The sequence below is a fragment of the Micromonospora sp. WMMD710 genome, from assembly GCF_029626045.1.
In the GTDB taxonomy this organism is placed as follows: Bacteria; Actinomycetota; Actinomycetes; order Mycobacteriales; family Micromonosporaceae; genus Micromonospora.
The window spans coordinates 4,966,554-4,984,079 of sequence record NZ_JARUBD010000001.1; the positions used below are offsets into that span (position 1 = coordinate 4,966,554).

Annotated in this window: 18 protein-coding genes; 14 read left to right on the top strand and 4 right to left on the bottom strand. The window is 67.7% G+C overall.

Features of this window, described 5'->3' with window-relative positions; translation table 11 throughout:
* Positions 1-715 precede the first annotated feature (715 nt).
* The 3 genes from O7620_RS22905 (at position 716) to O7620_RS22915 (ending at position 4,043) form a co-directional block, all read left to right on the top strand.
* Positions 716-1,261, top strand: coding sequence for a hypothetical protein (locus O7620_RS22905; protein WP_278125038.1), 546 nt, complete (start codon positions 716-718; stop codon positions 1,259-1,261).
* A gap of 317 nt (positions 1,262-1,578) precedes the next feature.
* The gene (locus O7620_RS22910) at positions 1,579-3,087 is read left to right on the top strand and encodes an RNA-directed DNA polymerase (RefSeq protein ID WP_278125040.1); all 1,509 of its coding nucleotides are present in this window, start codon (positions 1,579-1,581) and stop codon (positions 3,085-3,087) included.
* A gap of 59 nt (positions 3,088-3,146) precedes the next feature.
* Complete coding sequence (locus O7620_RS22915) at positions 3,147-4,043, top strand: hypothetical protein (protein ID WP_278125042.1); 897 nt, start codon at positions 3,147-3,149, stop codon at positions 4,041-4,043.
* Between the two features lie 556 nt (positions 4,044-4,599).
* Here the strand turns inward: O7620_RS22915 and O7620_RS22920 are convergent.
* From O7620_RS22920 to O7620_RS22930, 3 genes are all read right to left on the bottom strand, one after another.
* The gene (locus tag O7620_RS22920) at positions 4,600-4,956 is read right to left on the bottom strand and encodes a hypothetical protein (protein ID WP_278125043.1); all 357 of its coding nucleotides are present in this window, start codon (positions 4,954-4,956) and stop codon (positions 4,600-4,602) included.
* 63 nt (positions 4,957-5,019) lie between these two features.
* Positions 5,020-5,568, bottom strand: coding sequence for a GNAT family protein (locus O7620_RS22925; RefSeq protein ID WP_278125045.1), 549 nt, complete (start codon positions 5,566-5,568; stop codon positions 5,020-5,022).
* 14 nt (positions 5,569-5,582) lie between these two features.
* The gene (locus O7620_RS22930) at positions 5,583-6,893 is read right to left on the bottom strand and encodes a hypothetical protein (RefSeq protein WP_278125046.1); all 1,311 of its coding nucleotides are present in this window, start codon (positions 6,891-6,893) and stop codon (positions 5,583-5,585) included.
* Between the two features lie 603 nt (positions 6,894-7,496).
* Between O7620_RS22930 and O7620_RS22935 the strand changes: the two genes are divergently transcribed.
* The 11 genes from O7620_RS22935 to O7620_RS22985 all read left to right on the top strand — a co-directional run bounded on the left by O7620_RS22935 (position 7,497) and on the right by O7620_RS22985 (position 16,405).
* Positions 7,497-7,817, top strand: coding sequence for a hypothetical protein (locus O7620_RS22935; RefSeq protein ID WP_278127116.1), 321 nt, complete (start codon positions 7,497-7,499; stop codon positions 7,815-7,817).
* On the top strand, positions 7,814-8,122 hold the full coding sequence (locus tag O7620_RS22940; RefSeq protein WP_278125048.1) for a DivIVA domain-containing protein: 309 nt from the start codon (positions 7,814-7,816) through the stop codon (positions 8,120-8,122). Before O7620_RS22935 ends, O7620_RS22940 begins: the two co-directional genes overlap by 4 nt.
* Positions 8,123-8,159: 37 nt before the next feature.
* Positions 8,160-8,891: a GntR family transcriptional regulator gene (locus O7620_RS22945; protein ID WP_278125050.1), complete on the top strand. Its 732-nt coding sequence runs from the start codon at positions 8,160-8,162 to the stop codon at positions 8,889-8,891.
* A gap of 113 nt (positions 8,892-9,004) precedes the next feature.
* The gene (locus O7620_RS22950) at positions 9,005-9,433 is read left to right on the top strand and encodes a hypothetical protein (RefSeq protein WP_278125051.1); all 429 of its coding nucleotides are present in this window, start codon (positions 9,005-9,007) and stop codon (positions 9,431-9,433) included.
* A gap of 96 nt (positions 9,434-9,529) precedes the next feature.
* Positions 9,530-9,829 carry a hypothetical protein gene (locus O7620_RS22955; RefSeq protein WP_278125053.1) on the top strand — a complete coding sequence of 100 codons (300 nt, stop codon included), beginning with the start codon at positions 9,530-9,532 and terminating at the stop codon, positions 9,827-9,829.
* On the top strand, positions 9,820-11,250 hold the full coding sequence (locus tag O7620_RS22960) for an FtsK/SpoIIIE domain-containing protein (protein WP_278125054.1): 1,431 nt from the start codon (positions 9,820-9,822) through the stop codon (positions 11,248-11,250). Before O7620_RS22955 ends, O7620_RS22960 begins: the two co-directional genes overlap by 10 nt.
* Positions 11,247-11,924 (top strand): DUF2637 domain-containing protein, encoded by a 678-nt coding sequence (locus O7620_RS22965; RefSeq protein ID WP_278125055.1) that lies wholly within the window; start codon positions 11,247-11,249, stop codon positions 11,922-11,924. Before O7620_RS22960 ends, O7620_RS22965 begins: the two co-directional genes overlap by 4 nt.
* Entirely contained in the window at positions 11,921-13,702 is a 1,782-nt protein-coding gene (locus tag O7620_RS22970; RefSeq protein ID WP_278125057.1) for a replication initiator, read from the top strand. The genes O7620_RS22965 and O7620_RS22970 overlap by 4 nt, the downstream gene beginning before the upstream one ends.
* Positions 13,699-13,998 carry a helix-turn-helix domain-containing protein gene (locus O7620_RS22975; protein ID WP_278125058.1) on the top strand — a complete coding sequence of 100 codons (300 nt, stop codon included), beginning with the start codon at positions 13,699-13,701 and terminating at the stop codon, positions 13,996-13,998. Before O7620_RS22970 ends, O7620_RS22975 begins: the two co-directional genes overlap by 4 nt.
* A 2-nt stretch (positions 13,999-14,000) precedes the next feature.
* Positions 14,001-15,428: a site-specific integrase gene (locus tag O7620_RS22980; protein ID WP_278125060.1), complete on the top strand. Its 1,428-nt coding sequence runs from the start codon at positions 14,001-14,003 to the stop codon at positions 15,426-15,428.
* A gap of 170 nt (positions 15,429-15,598) precedes the next feature.
* On the top strand, positions 15,599-16,405 hold the full coding sequence (locus O7620_RS22985; RefSeq protein ID WP_151493264.1) for an HAD-IB family hydrolase: 807 nt from the start codon (positions 15,599-15,601) through the stop codon (positions 16,403-16,405).
* A gap of 124 nt (positions 16,406-16,529) precedes the next feature.
* Here the strand turns inward: O7620_RS22985 and O7620_RS22990 are convergent, their stop codons facing one another.
* On the bottom strand, positions 16,530-17,276 hold the full coding sequence (locus O7620_RS22990) for an oxidoreductase (RefSeq protein WP_278125063.1): 747 nt from the start codon (positions 17,274-17,276) through the stop codon (positions 16,530-16,532).
* Positions 17,277-17,526 lie beyond the last annotated feature (250 nt).

Genomic DNA, 17,526 nt, shown 5'->3' on the forward strand with positions numbered 1-17,526 from the left:
CCTCGATGGAGAGCGACCCCGATGGCGATCGTCCCGCCAAGCCTTTAGTGCTTCGGATCTTCCGCCAGCGTGGCCGGCCGGCCCGGCCGATGCCGGCCGGAGGTCGCCAGCAGGCCGGGGCCGGGCCGGCGCGGCCCGCTTGCGGGCCGCCTTGATCCTAAAGAGGCTGTTTCGGCAGTGGTACCGCACAGCATCCGCCGCATCAGAAGTTGCGTCAGGTCTAGCCGACGTCTCGTTTACAAGCTCTGTGCACCGCGTCCACCCTCATCCGGGAATGACCGCATGCTCGGAGCCTCGTCCATACCAGCCCACGTCAGCGTGCCGCCGTCCGGCGCGGATGCTGTCACGGTTGCTGTCGCTCACCTTCGCTGGCGGCGGCATCGTCCTCCGCGTCGAAGCGCCAACCTGTCATCGGGAAGCCAGGTCCAGATAGGTGTCCTACTGGCTGGCGGTGTCCTGGCTTGTTGCTGCCACCGTTGCTGTCGACAGCCTTCCGCTCCCGGTTCTTGCCACACCGGTGGGGGCAACCGGTCTAGTCCGGCGTGGCGAACGAATCTATGTCCCGGTCGATGGCACGATCACCGCTCGCAAGCACCCCTCCACACGATCGGCTCAACCGTTGGACGTCTGGGCACCAGTTCAAAGCGCTACGGCTGTCGCTGCCGCTGTTATCGCCGCCGTCGCCGCCTGGCAGTCGAGGAAGACTGCCGTCAGGATGACCGCCATCGAGAGCGAGCGCCGCAAGAGTGAGCTCTCTCCTCGGTTTCGTGTAGCTTGCGAGCCGCTCAACCCAGGTTCCGAAGACATCGTGCGCCTGCGCGTGGCGTTGATCGGACCGCCAGGGCTCGACCGTCTCGACCGGCTCACCGTAACCATCAGGAACGACCACCACCGCCGAGGTGAAGGAGAGCTCCAGCAGTACATGGACGGCCCGACCCAGGAAGAGGTCAAGCAGCACGTCTGGGGGCCTTACCGCTTCACGCCTCACACTGGTCCGGACGACGCTCGGGCTGATGGCATGGGGCGTCAAGTCGTGTACGACCAGAGTCTGCCGATCGGCGAGGAGCTGCCATACCAACTGGAGCACACCCACCCGGGCCACTGGATGAGGAGTTACACGCAGGCATCCTGGCTACGAGAACGGGGTCCGGTCATTCGTCTGGCATTCACCGCCGAGCACAAGGACCATGGGAGTTGGTACCTGCCGTGCGAGATCGAAACGGAGACCATGCCGGCGACAGTCCAAGTGCCGCAGCACTGACGTTCATCGTCAGTCCGCCACCGACGGCGCGATGCCACAACCTCCGGCATACAGGTCGACTCGTCCGTCGCCCACCAGATCAACCGCCGTTACGTGGTGGCTGATCTGGTGCTTCTCGGGCCTCTATGGGTGTTGTCGGTCGTCTTTGGTCATCGTTCGACGGCCCGGCGACGGCCGAAGACGGCCCAATAGTGGCTGGCCAAGCCGGGCCACCTCAGCGAAGATTGGTGCTCTTGCCCGGTCAAGGGGGGTGCATCGTGTCTTGGGCCTCATCATTGGACCTGGAGAGGGCTCTGGTTGCCTGTCACCAGGACTTGTTGGGTGACTGGTTCCGCGACCCGTGGGGCTGGCCCGAGTTGGACTGGGTAGTTGCCACTCGGCGAGACCTCATAGAGGAGCGCCTACGAAGCACTGACGTACGGGCCATCTCCAAGATTGATGTCCCAAAAGAGAACTTTGGCATCCGGCCGGCGATGGTGATGGACCCGCTGGACCGTCTTGCCTATCAGGCGCTTGTGGGTCACCTCAGCGTGCCGTTGATCGGCGGGATGCATCGCAATGCGTATGGCTGGCGGCTCCCGGTAAAGGACATGACTGCGGGCCTCTATTCTCCTAATGACAAGCAGTGGGAAAATTACCGCTCCTACCTGTCGCTCCTGGCAGGAGAATTTGATGTAGCACTCAAAACCGATATCGTTTCCTGCTTCGCAAGCATCCCAGTTGACCGGCTGATCGAAGAGATTGAGGGCAAAATCACTCGGGCGGGCGCTCGGCCCATCGTCGATCATCTTGTACCCCGCCTTAAGAGCTGGACCAAGATTTCCGGCCGGAGTGGCATCCCCCAACGCTTTCAGGCATCGGCCGTGCTCGCTAATCTCTACCTATCGCAACTGGACGAGGTTCTGGATCACCATTCATCCGAAATAGATTACGAATCGGGTAAACGGCGTAGCTTTGTCCGATGGATGGACGATGTGTGGCTTTTCGGTGAGGACGCTGGCAATCTCCGCCGCGCCCAGGTCGAAATCAATAGTGCACTGAACGACATGGGTTTACACATGAACTCCGGGAAGACTGAACTGCTAGAGGGGGAGCAAGTGGCCCTCAGTGCCCGTGAAGTCGAACACAGTGCAATCGACGAAGAGCTTCTATTCGGGAAGCTTTTTGTCAAGAAGTGGAAGGTTCTTTTCGAGAGGGGGTCGGCCACGAAGCGCCTTGATGAATTGGTGGAGCGGCTAGTTGATGCCAAAGAAACCGCGAGCCGCACTTCGCTGAAATTCGCCACTACCCGAATGAGAACCCACAAGCACTTTGCGAAAGTTGACAGCTTTGTAGAAGTGGCTATGCGAATGCCTCAAGGCGCTGACGCGCTAGCGCGGCTTTTCCGGGATGCCAAGAGGGCTGGCGATATGGAGGACTGGTATATCGATTACCTCGGAAAGCCGTGGTCTAAGGTTGAGTGGGCGGCAGCCCAGCTCGGTACCATGTTTCCGTCGCGCGGCACAGTGGGTCGTCCCATCCAAGAAGCATTCTCCTCCATTCTTTCCCGAGGTGGTTCGTCGCTACCCATGACTGCCGTGGCTGCACAGCGGCTTGCTAAGTGGAACCCCAAGGGGGCGCGGGTAGTAATTGCCGAAGCCGTGAAGCGCGCTGAAAACCCGCTGCATCGGCGCGCTCTTGCTTTAGCGGGCCTAGAAGCTGGCTGCTCTCGCACCAACGTTACTAAGTGGCTTAGTGAGTTCCCCGAGAACGCTGTAACCCTAGAACTGCTGCGGGATCGGTCATTCGTCAAACTTCCCTTGAAGCCGGATTTCACTGGCAGTTGACCGTTCGATTGAGCGAGCACGCCGATGCGCTGACGTCTGATACATCTAGGAGCTGTTGCATGGAGCCTCATCCTGGAAAAGCGGATCTGGAGCGGACCTACTGGTCCGAACGGCAAGGCCGTCGACCTAGTGGCTCAATAGGACAATCGGCAGTTCGGCGTCTCTTCTTAGTGTTGATCCAGGACTTCGACCGTCGCGATCTTTTACAGGAATACTTCGGATACGAATGTGTTGACGCCGGCTATGTGCCTGGGTTGATGGGCGACGAGATCGGGGACCGCATTCTCCTGGATCTCGGCCGGGAAATTGCTTGGCCCTTGTCTAATGTTGAAGTTCAGTCATGGGACGAGGACACGCTATTTGATATGATCGAGTATCTGCACGACCGCGTCTCTGTGGGGGACGAGACGGCGGGCGGGCTTCACTCGTACTCCGGCTGCGGCTGGCACTACTCGCGCTTCCACGCTAGGCCGGCACAGGACGAGTACCGTAGGCGGATCAACACTATCTTGCGGCGGTGTGAAATTGGATTTCAGCTAGGCCAAGATGGTGCTATTGAACGCACCCTTGTTCCTGGCACCGAAGCGCTGATGAAGAGTGCACCCAAAGGGGTGGATCCACACAATCGAACTCTCATGGAAGCGGCAATTAGCAAGTTCCGGAGGAGGGGCGCAACACCTACCGACCGACGGGATGCAATTCGTGATCTGGCTGACGTGCTAGAACACTACCGACCCAGCATAAAGACGCATCTATTGCCCAAAGACGAGGGCGCCTTTTTCGAGATTGCCAATAAGTTTTGGATTCGCCACAATAAGCCGGATCAGTATAAGGATTACGATCGGGAACTGTGGTGGGCATGGCTGTTCTACGTCTACCTTGCCTCGATCGCGCTGGTGATTCGACTCGTTGAGAGGCAAAAGGCTCTCGAAAACCCGGAGCAATCGGGATCATAAACGGGGCCTGCCTCCGCACTTGCCATCCCGTCTGCCCTCGACCCGCCGTCCTGGGGAGCGGGCCGCCGTGCGGCCCGCCTTGTCAAGCGGACCCTGACGGCCGTACGGACGCTGGCGGGTCGGGCGGTGGTCTGCTCGGCTCCCCCGCGTCGAGAGCAGGCGCGATGGCCTACCGCAACCACTGCGGACCGTGACCCGCTGACGGAGCCCGGCCATCCTGGAGCTGGAGCGCCCCCGCCGGAGGCGCAGTAACCGCAACCCCGCGACCGCCACCAGCTCGCCGACGCGGCCGACGTGCCCTCCCCCACGCCGCGCGGGTTCGTGGCCGCGCGGCCCGGCCGGCTGCCGGCCCACCACCTCACTCGTCAACGGTCTGTCGTTCTGCGGCGGACCACCGGGCTTCCCGCCCTCCGCGCCAGCCGCCGGGCATCTTGTGTGGCCGGAGCGGAGCGACAGCGGAGTGCAGGCCACGCGCCCTGGCGGCGGCGCGTGCGGCCCGTTCAGGGCCGCCTTGAATACGTACAGAAACTTTGAACCACATCGCCGGCAGCCGGCCTTACCGGCACGCCTTTCGAAGTCGTTCGACCGCGACATAGATCTGTTGTTCGGGACCAGGTCGACTCGGCCGCCACTCGGCCAGTATGGGCTGGATGGCTTCGACGAGCCCGGCAAGCTCATCCGCAGTGCTTGGCTCGGGTACGGCGTCAAGCGCCGCGACTGCGTCCGTGGTCGCCTGGTGCCGGTGGGCGTTCGTCGGTGTGTCCTGCCACGCGGGCGAGGTGCGCCACTCCTGCACGCGCTGATGCACCTCGGCTGCGGCGGCTCGGATGACGGCCGCTTGTTGGCGAGGTGTGGGGTCGGCGTGGGCGTGGCGGTCGGCGGGTTCCTGCGGCGGCGTGTCGGCGTCGCGCATGGCGGCGATCGTACCGGGTGCCAAGATCGGAATTGCTCGCCCGCATGCTGAGCGACGAGGCGGTCAGCCGGCGGTGGGGCTCCACCACTCTGGGGCGAGGATGGAGTAGAGCTGGGAGTCGCGCCAGGCACCGTTGGTGAAGACATGGTCGCGTAGGCGGCCCTCGTACTGCATTCCGAGCCGCTTGACAACGGCGATGGAGGCAGCGTTATCGGGGGCGATGGCTGCAGTGATGCGGTGAAGCTTCAGCTCTCGGAAGCCGTAGTCGACGATGGTTCGGGCTGCGTCGGTGGCGTAGCCGTGGCCCCAGTGGTCGGCACCGATGGCACAGCCGAGTTTGGCGGCTTGGTGTCCGGTGAGTCCGAGTCGGGCGAAGCCGATCATTCGGTCGTTGGTGTCAGCGACGGCTAGGTAGTACTCGGTGCGTGGGTCGAGCTGTGCCCGGCTCACCGCGCCGTTGACCATGGCGACGGTGGCGGCCTGGTCTCGGCTGTCGAATGAGAGCCACCGGGTGACCCTCTCGTCGCCGACGACCGTTAGGGCGTCGGCCGCGTCATCGGGTCGCAGTTCGCGGAGGGTGATGACGCGGCCGGGGATGGTGATCGGGTACATGTGCTGATGGTGCCTTATCGAGGGAGGGCGTTGGCAGGGGTGTGCGTGAAGTGTTCGATGCCGTCGATGAGGTCGCGGGCGTCGTTGGCGTGGCCAGTTCGGGTGATGGCCTGGTGGACGCGGCGGACGGAGTGAATGACGCCGTTGATGCGCTGGTCGGCGGGGAGGTCGAGCACGAGGGCGAGGGCGTCGGTGGCGGCGTCAAGCTCCCCGTTGACTACCCGAGCGATGGCAAGGTTGGTGTGCGAGCCCGCCTGGTCGCCGAAGGCCCAAGCGGGGTCGTAGCGGTCGGCGTACGCCTGAACGGCTTGCAGGGCGTAGCGCTCGGTGGCGTTGGCTTCGTCGGGCAGCCAGGCGAGCGCGTCGCTGGCGTAGTAGAGGGTCCGGGGATGGTTGAAGGTGCAGATGCCGCCGATCTCGTCCATCTCGTCGGGGCGTACCCGGGACCACGTCTCCTCGGCCTCGGTGATGGCGGCTTTGGCCTGTTCCGCGTTACCGAGGGCGGCGTAGGCGCGGGCGGCGCTGACCGGCAACCAGACGGCGGACGTACCGCCTGCTTGGGTGGCGTACTCCCGTCCGGCCTCGGCGTAGCGGACGGCTTCGGCGTACCGACCGGCCCAGTAGGCGACCAGTGATTGAAGCCCGCGGAGCCAGGCTTGCAGTCCGGGGTGCCCGGACTGGTCGGCGCAGAGGACGGCGGTTCGGGCTTGCAGCATGGCCGAGTGCGGGTCGGCCATGTCGTGCGAGACCTTGGCAAGGAGGCCGCTCGTGATGCCAGCGAGGAAGTGCAGGTCACGCGATTGGGTCGGCTGTTGGCGGCGTTCGAGGAGCGTGAAGAGGGTGTCTTGGGTTTCGACCAGGTCCGGCAAGATCTGGCTGACCGGTCGCTGTGGGTAGGCCAGGGCGAGGCGCTGGACGTCCTCGGTGAGCTGGTCGATGGCCGCCGGGGAGGTGGCTTCGGCGGCGAGCATGGCGTACTGGCGGGCGGGTTGTGCGGCCATGGCGAGGAGGTTCCTTTCCGGGCCGGCGCCGGTGGGCTCGACGATGAGCTGTCGAGTCGGCGCGGGAGTCAACTGGTGGGATGCCCAGGGGCGCTGCAACTCATCGACTGGCTTGCCGAACAGGGCTTGCAACGCTCGCCGGGTCGCGGGTGTTGATGAAGCCAAGTCGCGCTCACCACGGGCCAGCCGCCCGAGGTGCCGCGCGCTGATCGCCGCGCGAGAATCCATGCGGCTGAACTCGTCGGCCAACTCCTCGTACGTGCGGTCACTGCTCTGGATCAGGTGCTCCAGAACGGTGCGAGGTTCACGGCGCTCTCGGGCCATCGTCGACGCCTTCCTGATGGGCTTTCTCCACGCTCACCCGTGCGAGGTCCTCTACACAACACAGGTCCTCCGGGTGTCCGTCCGAGGTCCGCCAGAGGTGCTGTTTCGGTCCTCGATCGGTCTCCGCATCCGGGTGTTCCATCTCCACCATGGACGTTTCGCCCACCGCAATTGTGCATGTACTGGCCGCTGAGGTGCACGTGCCGATTCGGCACCGTGCCGCTCGCGCCCGCGCCGGTCTGGCTGCGGCCGAGGTGGGGAGCAACATCAGGGTTCTCAGGTGCGTGGGCGAGGGCCAGTCCGATCGAGCCTCGCACCACTCTTCACCGTCCCCTAGCCCTTGCTCGGCGTGCGAGGGGCGGGGATGGAAGATGGCCAGCCCTCGGCGGTCCCTTCGTGCGCCGAGTGATCCGAACCGGCTGCAACGACGGGACTGCCCCGACTGCGCCGGCACCGGTGAGCGCCCACGATCGGCGGCCGTGTTTCTGGCGGTCGCGTCCTAAGCAGGGCACCGGAGCAGGTGCTGACAGGCGATTCGCGGTGTCGGCCGTCGCCACAGTCCGCCTGCTTCGGTGCCCATCCATTGATCGAGGGCGGGCGGTGATGGTTCCCAAGCCAGGCGACGTGCTGCACGTCGGCAACGATGCGTCCGTCCAGTTCAGCGGTGATCGCGCGCTGATCTTTCGAGTCATCAAGGTTTGCGACCGGCCGACGTACGAGGGCTGGGTCTGGCTGACCGGCTACTCAATCGACCGGGCGGGCAACGCGGTCGATCGTCGAGAGATCTACGTACAGCGTGCGGGCTTGCGGCTGATCCCTGCGGCTACGTCCACCGCCGCGCGCCCATCATCCGCTCCCAGCGGCCGGGGTAGCACGGTTCGGAAGGCCCGCACGCCGGTTCTACCTTCGAGGAGGTTGCAGTGACCACGCATACGGTTGGCGTCTTCCAGGCAGCGTCGCGCTTGATCCGACTCTGTCCGGAGCAGGTGAGACGAATCCGGTTCCGTCGCACGAAGCTTGGACGGCGCGGCCTGGCCGAGGAACAGGTCTACGCCTTCCTCCGCGCCGTGGTCGACGACTTGACCGCGCGCGATGGCGTGGAAGCCGGTCTCCGAGCGGAGAACGCCCGGTTGAAGACCGCCCTGCGCCAATGGCAGAGCAACTTCGGCCCAAGGCCGAGCCGGATGTCCAACGCGGGGCGTTGGACAGAACCTGACCAGCGCAGATAGCCTGTTGACAAGCTGAGTTGTCGTCTGGGGTGAAACGGTGCCGATCGAAGTTGCGCCGCCAAAGTACGTCGTGATCGTCAACGCGGTGCAGCAACGCATCCAGGACGGCACGTACGCGCCAGGCTCAATGCTGCCCAGCGAAACCGAACTGGTCCGCGAGTTCGGTGCCTCCCGACCTGTGGTCGTACGAGCCTTAGACCTGCTGCGGCAGGACGGATGGATTGATAGCCGGCAGGGCAAGGGCCGCTTCGTCCTGAATCGGACCTCTGGTGCCGGCCAACGACAGAGAGAACGTCACTACGGCGTGCTGGAAGACGACGAGCGCACCGGTTCCACCCTCCTCGCTGCCGGCGAGCTGCCTGCCCCTCCTCGGGCAGCGGCAGCCCTGGGCGTGGAGCCGGGCACACCGGTCGTCGCGCGCCGCCGCGTCCTCGCCATCGACGGTCTCGGCCCAGTCGAACTCGGCACGGCTTACCTGCGATCCGACTTGGCCGAAGGGACCGGCGTCGGCGGCAACGACGTCCTTCCCGAAGGGCTGCTGCGGCACGTCGCATCTCGCAAGCGCGTGCGCTTCGACCATGTCAGCGAGCGGATATCGGCCCGCCTGCCGAACGCCGAGGAAGCGCAACTCTTGCAGGTCGGGCAGAGCGATCCCGTGCTGACAGTGCTTCTGTCCGTTTGCGACCGGACGGGCAAGCCGCTCCTGGCGGTGGATCTTCTCCTGCCTGCTCGTCGGCACGACCTCGAAGACGTGTATCCGCTCGACTAATCAAGCGAAAACTTCACTTGACAAGTTAAGTTGGCCGCGTCTACTTTTGGTCCGACTTAACAAGTCAACTGGTTGAGTTGGCGACGCTGATGGAGGTTCACGTAGTGGTTCCGATGACGTTGAAGGTGCCGGTTCCGTCCGAGTACGTCTTCCCCGCCGGGGCGCTCTGCCTCGGCGTCTCGCCGCAGATCGATTTCGAGCGGCGTGGCGAGGCGGACAACCAGGCGCGGGACAAGGAGACCGGGGAACGTGTCTGGGTGGTCCGGGTGATGGACCTGGACCCGGAGGCGGGGAAGTTCGGCCGGTCGACTGAGGTGAAGGTGAAGGTGGTCGCGGCGCAGCAGCCGGTGCCGCCGCCGTCGACGGTGCCGGGTTATCCGCCGGCGGTGGAGTTCGAGGGTTTGACGTTGACGCCGTATGTGGATTCGCAGCGGTGCAAGCCGGGCCGCTCGTCGGGTGACTGCCGTTCCCGGATGGCGTATTCGCTGAGGGCTGCCGCTCTTCGTGCGGCGTCGGTGGTGCCGGGTTCTGCGGCTGCCTGACCGCTGTTGTGGCGCGCGGGGCGGGTCGTTTCCCCGCCAAGAGTCCCGGCCCGCTCCCGCGCTCTCCCATCCCTCGTCTTGTTGAAGGAGGGCGTGATGCCCACCGTAGTTCACCCTGCCCTGATCCTGGCCGTGCCGCTGCTGGCCGGCGTCCTGCTGCTGGCCGTCCGCCCCCGCTTGGCGGATTTGCGGCACGCCTATCGAGAGGTGGCGGCGGCACTCCGTTCGGCGCTGCATCTGCCACCCGCCCTCGCATCGGTCTCCGCGATCCGTTGCCCGCGTTGCTGCCGGTGGGTCAAGCCGCGCCGGTTCGACCTACGCCGGATGTCGTGCCGGTCCTGCGTGTCGACGTTGGGTCGTGGCCGTCCGGGTCGGGGCGGTGACCTGTGCCTCTGATCAACATCATTCCGGGGGACAAGATCCCCGTCGCGCCGATGAACGTGCGTCTTCCCGCGTGGCGGGTTCCAGGCTGGCTGCTGGTCTTCTGGTGGCTGGGCCGGGGCCTGTTCCGCCTCGCCGTCCTGGCCGTCCGCTACTGGTGGATCACCGCGCCGGCCGGTCTTGCGTTGTGGGTGCGGGTCGAATTCGGCGGCCTCGTCCTCGGTGTCGTCGTCGCGGCTGTGGCCCTCGGGTGTGTGGGGTGGTGGCGGTGGCATCCGTCGTCCTGGCTGCGCTTCGGCTGGTACCCCCTCGTCGCGCGAGTCCGGGCGCTGGTGGTGTATCGGCCTCGGTGGGCGTCGGTGATGGCCACCTGCGGGCTCGCCACCGTCTTTGGTGGTGACCGGTATGTGCCTCGGCTGTTGCGGGTGCGCTGCGACCGCTACGGCGATGAACTGACGGTGCGGATGTTGCCGGGCCAGATCCCCGACGACTGGGGACAGGCCGCGGAACGCCTCGCCTACGCGTTTCGCCTGCCCACCGGTCAGGCACGCTCGACGGCCCGGCCTGATCGGGTGGTGCTGCGCTTGATGCGCCGCGATCCCCTGGCCGGTTTCGTCGGGCCGTTGCCGGTGGTCGAGGTGCCGGACCTGGACGGGTTGCCGCTGGGGGTGCGGGAGGACGGGCAGGTGTACCGGTTGCGGCTGACCGGCTCACACGTGCTCATCGCGGGCGCGACCGGCGCGGGCAAGGGGTCGGTGTTGTGGTCGCTGCTGCGTTCGCTGGCCGGGGGTATCCGGTCGGGGTTGGTGGAGGTGTGGGCGTTCGACCCGAAGGGCGGCATGGAGTTAGCCGCCGGGGTGCCGCTGTTCGCCCGGTTCTCCTACGACGACCCCGACGCCATGGCCGGCGTCCTCGACGAGGCCGTCAAGCGGATGCGGTTGCGCGCGGCTCGACTACGCGGCGTCACCCGCCAACACGTGCCGACCGTGGAGGAGCCGTTGCTGGTCCTGGTGGTCGACGAGCTGGCCGCGCTGACCGCGTACATCACGGATCGGAAGGTCCGTGACCGGATCAAGGAATCCCTCGGCCTGCTACTCAGCCAGGGCCGCGCGGTCGGCGTGCACGTGGTGGCCGCACTTCAGGACCCGCGCAAGGACGTGTTGCCGTTCCGGGACCTGTTCCCGACCCGGATCGGGTTGCGGCTGACCGAGCCCGAGCAGGTGGACATGGTCCTCGGTGACGCCGCCCGGGACCGGGGCGCGGTATGTGACCGCATCCCCGAATCCGCCCCCGGAGTGGGGTTCGTCGTCCTCGACGGCGTCCGGGAACCCGTGCGGGTGCGCTTCGCCTACCTCACCGATGACGACATCCGCGCGCTGGGCCGTGACTACCGCCGGCTCTGCGACACCGACGACGAGCAGGAGGTGACTCGGTGAAGACGACCACCGAACGGGTGGAGGGCGTGGTCCTGGTGCTCATCGTCCTGACCGTCGGCGGGCTGGCCGGCGCGGCGTCGTTCACCCACGTACACGACTGGACCATGAACAACTCCCCCACCGGCACCGGGGACTGGTTCGACTGGGCCAACGCCGCGATATCCGAACTCCTACCCCTGGCCGCGCTCCTCACCGTCCGGCGACGCCGCCGCACCGGCGGGCCGATCGGATACCCGATGTTCCTGCTCGTCTGCGCCGTCGTCCTGTCCCTGTCCGCGCAACTCGCCGTGGCCAAGCCGGGCGTGTCCGGGGCGCTGCTGTCCGCCGTGCCAGCTTTGGCGTTCCTCGGCCTGTCGAAGCTCATCTTCTCCACCACCGCACCTACGGCACCCGTCAACGAGCAGGCAGACGCGGACGGCTGGGGCGACGCCCCGCCCGGCTACAACCCGGCCGACGACAGGCTACCCGTCGACGAGGACCAGGCCGTGACCGTCGTCGACGAAGGCCAGGCGCTGACCGCCGCCGTGAGGGCTACCGACGAGCAGCCTCGCCCGGCGACTCTGCGCCCGGTCCCGACGATGCCGGTGCAGCGGCGGCCAGGGCTGGTGCCTGTGCCAGCGGCAGCGTTCACGCCTCGAAACGGCAGCCTCTCCGGCGGGGAGCAGAACCGGTGAACCAACTCGAACTCATCCCCACCACGCCCGTCGAGCAACCCCGACCAGGATCACGCGCCGACCGGCTCCGCAAGCCCCTCGCCAAGGACGCGCTCAAGCAGCTCGCCGAAGACAACGGCGTCTGCGTCCGGCCCCTGGCCCTGCGCCGTACCGACACCACCACCGGCCTTACCGAGGTCGTGGAAGTGCCGTGCGGGGCGACTCTCGCCGTCAAGTGCAAGCCCTGCGCCGAACGCGGCCGACGGCTACGCATCCAACAGATCCGCGAGGGCTGGCACCTCGCCGACGAACCCGCCGTACGCCCCGACAAGCCCGGCGAAGACGCCCTCGCCCTGGTGCGCGTCCGGGCGCACCTGGAATTCGAACGCGAAGCCGTGCAGTACCAGCCCATGAGCCCGGACGAGCGGGCCGCGCAGGTGGCCGAGATCGACGCCGCGATAGCCGACCTGGACGAAGCCCTCGCCGAAACCAGCCTGCGCGGACACCTCACCCCGAAAGACCGCGACGACCGCCCTCGCCGCAAACGCTCCACCCGACGCCGGCAGGACTCCCCCGACCTGCCCCGGCTACCCGTCGACCCACGCACCGTCGGCCGCGCCTACTCCGGCAAGACCGGCAAGACCCACCGGCCGTCGATGCTCATCACGCTCACCCTCGGCTCACACGGACCCGTGCACACCCACCTACGACGCGGCCCCTACGTCGCCCCGTGCTCGTGCGGACAACGCCACGGCCCTTATGACGATGTGCTCGGCACCCCCACCGACCCGACCAGCTACGACTACCGACGCGCCGCCCTGGACTCGATCCACTTCGCCCGGGTCCTGGACCGGTGGTGGCAGAACGTACGCCGCGCCGCCGGCTGGAACGTCCAATACGCCGGAGCCGTCGAGCTGCAACGTCGCCTCGCCCCACACGCCCACTTCGCCATCCGGGGCACCCTCCCGCGCCGGCTGCTCAAGCAGATCGCGGCTGCCACCTACCACCAAGTGTGGTGGCCCCGCTTCGACGAACTGGCCTACGGCGTCGACAAGCCGCCAGTCTGGGACGTCGACCGACAGGCGTACGTCGACCCGAAGACCCGCGAGCCGCTACCCACCTGGGGTGAAGCACTCGACGCCCTGGAGGAACCCGACAGCCGACCCGCCTACGTGGCCCGGCTGGGTCGCATCGACGCCCGCGGAATCGAGCAAGGCACCAAGGACGCCGAACGCTCGATCCGCTACGTGACCAAGTACGTCACCAAAGATTTGACCGACCAGGCGAAACCCCGCTCGGACCCCCAGAAGGCGCACTTCGACCGCCTCCACGCCGAACTGTCGGTGCTGCCATGTTCGCCGACCTGCGCTAACTGGCTGCTCTACGGCGTCCAACCGGACGGGGTCAAGGCAGGCTTGACCCCCGGCCGATGCACCGGGAAGGTCCACCAACGCTCCACCCTCGGCTTCACCGGCCGGCGCGTGCTCGTCTCCCGCCAGTGGTCCGGGAAGACCCTCGCAGACCACCGTGCCGATAACCGCGCCTGGGTGCGGGCCATCCTCGCCGGGGGCATGGCCGACACCGAGGAGCACAACCAGGCCGCCAACGACGCGGACGGGTCGAAGCGGTACCGGTTCGAACTCGCCCGACCCGAAGACCCCGACGTGCCGCCGCTGGAACACCGCCTTCTGCGCGCGATATCCGCCCGCATCCGCTGGCGAGCAGACCTCGACACCGCACGGCTACGAACAGCCGCCGCTGTTTCGGCAACCGATCAACCCGCCGCACTCGCGGCATGAACCCCTCGGAGGAAATCTTGTCCATCGTCGTGCCGTTCGCGCCACGGCAGTCCGGCCTTCGGGCCGGCGAAGCACATCCCCGCCCGGTCCGGGCGGTCTACACGGTCAAGGAGGTGGCCGTCATGTTGGCCCTGTCGGTCAGTTCGGCCTACGCCCTGGTTCGGGCTGGGCAGATTCCCGCCGAGCGCCTGGGGCGGCGCTGGGTGGTGCCGCGTAGCCGTTTCCACGCCTGGCTTGACGGCGCGTCCGATGACCTTGCCGCCACTGGCACCGACGCCCCGCGCGGAGGTCGGTGAGCATGGGCTTCGTCATCAAGACTCCGGCGGGTACGTACCGGGCGAACTGGCGGGACTCGGCGAACCGGCAGAAGGCGAAGACCTTCCGGACGAAGAAGGCCGCGAACGCCTACCTCGCCGAGGTGGAGGCTGCCGTGAACAAGGGCACGTACGTCGATCCACACGCGGGCAAGATGCGGTTCGACGAGTTCGTGGTTCGGTGGCTGGCCGGACGGTCGGTGGAGGCCCGGACGACCGAGCGGACGAAGTCGATGCTGAGGGCGCATCTGCTGCCGCAGTGGGCCGAATGGCCGTTGGGGCGGATCGACTATCTGGCGGTGCAGGAGTGGGTGACCAAGCTTGGTCGGACGCTGGCACCCTCGACCACGGCGAAGCACCTCGGACTGCTCTCGATGATCATGCAGACGGCGATCCGGGCGCGGCTTCTCGCGGTCAACCCCTGTGAGGGGGTCCGGGTGCCTCGCAACCGGGCGGGTGAGGCGCGCGCGGGCACGATCAGCCGGGACGCCTTCGTCGGCCGGCTGCTGCCCGCCGTTCCGGCCGAACATCGGGGGATCGTCTGCGCCGCCGCCGGGGCGGGGCTGCGGTGGGGTGAGTGCGCGGGCCTGCCGTGGGAGGCGGTCGACCTTGACGGCGGGCTGTTGCACGTGGCCCAGGTCGCGGTGGAGACCCACGGCGGGGTCGTGTTGCGGGCGTACCCGAAGACTCGGGCGGGAGTGCGGGCGGTGCCCATGCCGCCGTTCCTGGTTGACGAGCTGCGCCAGAGGCGCGGCCAGACCTCGCCGGACGGGCGGGCGTTGGTCTTCGCCGACCGGGACGGCGGGCCGCAGCGGCGGTCGAACTTCCGTCGGCGGATCTGGCTGCCGTCGTTGGTGCGGGCCGGGCTGCTCGGTCGGGTCGGCGAGGTGACGCCGGTCCGGTGGCTGGCGGTGTGGCCGGACCGGGACGGCCGGGAGCAGCGGGCGGAGTTTGCGACGGAGGCGGCCGCGGTGGCGCACGCGGCGGCGTCTGCGGTCGGCGGGCTGCGGTTCCACGACCTTCGGCACTCGTACATCACGTGGCTGGTGACGGACGGGGTGCCGGTCAACGTGGTGCGGCGGGTGGTCGGGCACGAGAAGGCGTCGACGACGCTGGACCGGTACACGCACACGCCCGAGGACTACGCCGACCGGGTCCGGCTGACCTTCGCTGACGATTCGCTGACTTTCCGCCCGTCGGCCCGCCCGGCCGACCCGGGAGGACACACCGTCACCAGCCCGGGAGCGCTCCCCGACAAAGGGACGACCCCCGTCGGGGGGAGACGGGGGTCGTCGGAGGTTCGGCTCCGGGGGGGTCGAGCCGAACCACTCAGCGGTCACGGGGGGTGCAACCGCCGAGGGTCTGTCTGTTTCGAGGATGTGAAAGCTCGTCGTACCGACAAGTCTGCCTGAGCGGGCCCGTCACGTCGAGTGGTGCCGCCTCCACTCACTGCGAAAATCTCCTCGCGCAGTGTGAGCGTGATCACGCGGAGCGGAGGTGGCGGTGTCAGCCCGCAGGTCTGGGGGGTGGCGTGACCCCGGGCATCCGCCGACGATAGACCATCCGGCTAGACTTTCGCGCCGTGGGCCGAAGTGCCGCTTTCTTCGATCTGGACAAGACCGTCATCGCCAAGTCGAGCGCCCTGGCGTTCGGTCGGCCGTTCTACCGGGACGGGCTGATCACCCGGCGTGACGTGGTCAAGTCGGCGTACGCGCAGCTGATGTTCCGGCTGGGCGGCACCGACGAGCAGACCATGGCCCGAACACGGGACTACCTGGCTGCGCTGTGCAAGGGCTGGCAGGTGGAGCAGGTCCGCCAGATCGTCGCGGAGACACTGCACGAGCTGATCAACCCTTACGTGTACGCCGAGGCGGCCGCCCTGATCGAGGAGCACCAGGCTGCCGGTCGGGACGTGGTGCTGGTCTCCGCGTCCGGCGAGGAGATGGTCCGGCCGATCGGTGAACTGCTCGGCGTGACCGACGTGATCGCCACGCGGATGACGGTGCGCGACGGCCGGTACAGCGGCGAGGTCGAGTTCTACGCGGCCGGCCCGAGCAAGGTCGAGGCGGTCACCGAGCTGGCTGCCGCCCGCGACTACGACCTGGCCGACTCGTACGCCTACTCCGACTCGTACAGCGATCGCCCGCTGTTGGAGTGCGTGGGCCACCCGAGTGTGGTCAACCCGGATCGGCAGCTGCGCAAGCTGGCGTCGGAGAACGCGTGGCCGGTGTTGGAGTTCCGGCACCCGATCCCGCTGGGTCGCCGGCTGCGGGAGCGGCCCGCCGTCCCGGTTGCCGCGGCGGCCCTGGGCGTCGGGGTGGGCGTGGCCATCGGCATCGCCTGGTACGGGCGCCACCGTCGCACCCGCGCCGCCGCCACCACGGCCTGACCCCATCCACCCTCGGGTCGATCATGGACCTGTGGTGGGCGCCTTCGCCAGTTTCGCGGCTTTTGTCAGGCACCACAACTACATGATCGACGTCACTGGCGGGGCGGGGGCGGGCCGGGAGGGTTCAGGGGGCGGTGAGGATCTCGTCGCCGATGGCGGTGAGCTGGCCGGCGCCCACCTCGACGGCCGCCATGTAGTGGCGCAGCCAGGAGCGCAGCCCGTCCGGGGTGCCGGTCGCGAACGCGCCGGCCGCGCCGACGTACTCCGGTTCCCGCTCCCGGTGACCGACGTCGACGGCGAGCAGGCCGCGCGGGTCGAGGCCGCTGGAGAGCAGCACCAGGCGGGCGGCACCGCGGGCCACCACGCCGGACGGACCGGCGAACGGGCGTAGGTTCAGCAACTCCCCGTGTACGACGGCGGCGAGCACCAGCGGCGACACCTTCGTGCCACCGGCGACCAGCCCGGCCAGGCCGTCCAACCGGGTGGCCACCACCGGGTCGGTCACCGGACGGCCCAGCTCGGCCTCCGGCACGATGTCGCGGGCGGCGAGGACGTGCAGCTTGGCGAGGGCCTGCCGGGGGGCCTTGGGCCAGAGTTCGCTCAGCCCGGGCAACGCCCCGGCGACCCGCAGTGCCCCTTGGAGTACGGGGTCGGTGACGGTGCCGGCCCGGACCTCCTCGCGCTCGTGGACGGCCCCTTCGAGGGCGGCGCTGGCCACCGCGGAACGCAGGCTGACCTCGGCCGCGACCTGGCCGCCGTGGCGACGCAGCGCACGGTGCCCGAGCGCCTGGTCGAAACGCTCGCGTGCCTGCTCGACGGCCGTGGCGATGTCGGCGAGCGCGAGCAGCGGGGCGAGCGGATCGGTGGTCACCCCGCCACGCTAGCGACCCGCCCCGGCACGGCGGGCCGCACCCGCCCGCAACGCGACCCGAACCACCCCGCCGCGCCTGCCAGCGCCACCCCGGCCGGGCGCATCGACCGGGCGCGACGGACGGGACGGGCCGTCGGGCGCGTGGCGGGGGCCGCTCGGCGCGACGGAGTGGGCAGCGGTCGCCGGGCACCGGGCCCACGACTACCCTCGTGCCCACGAGACGCAGGTCACCCCGAGGACGAGGAGTCAC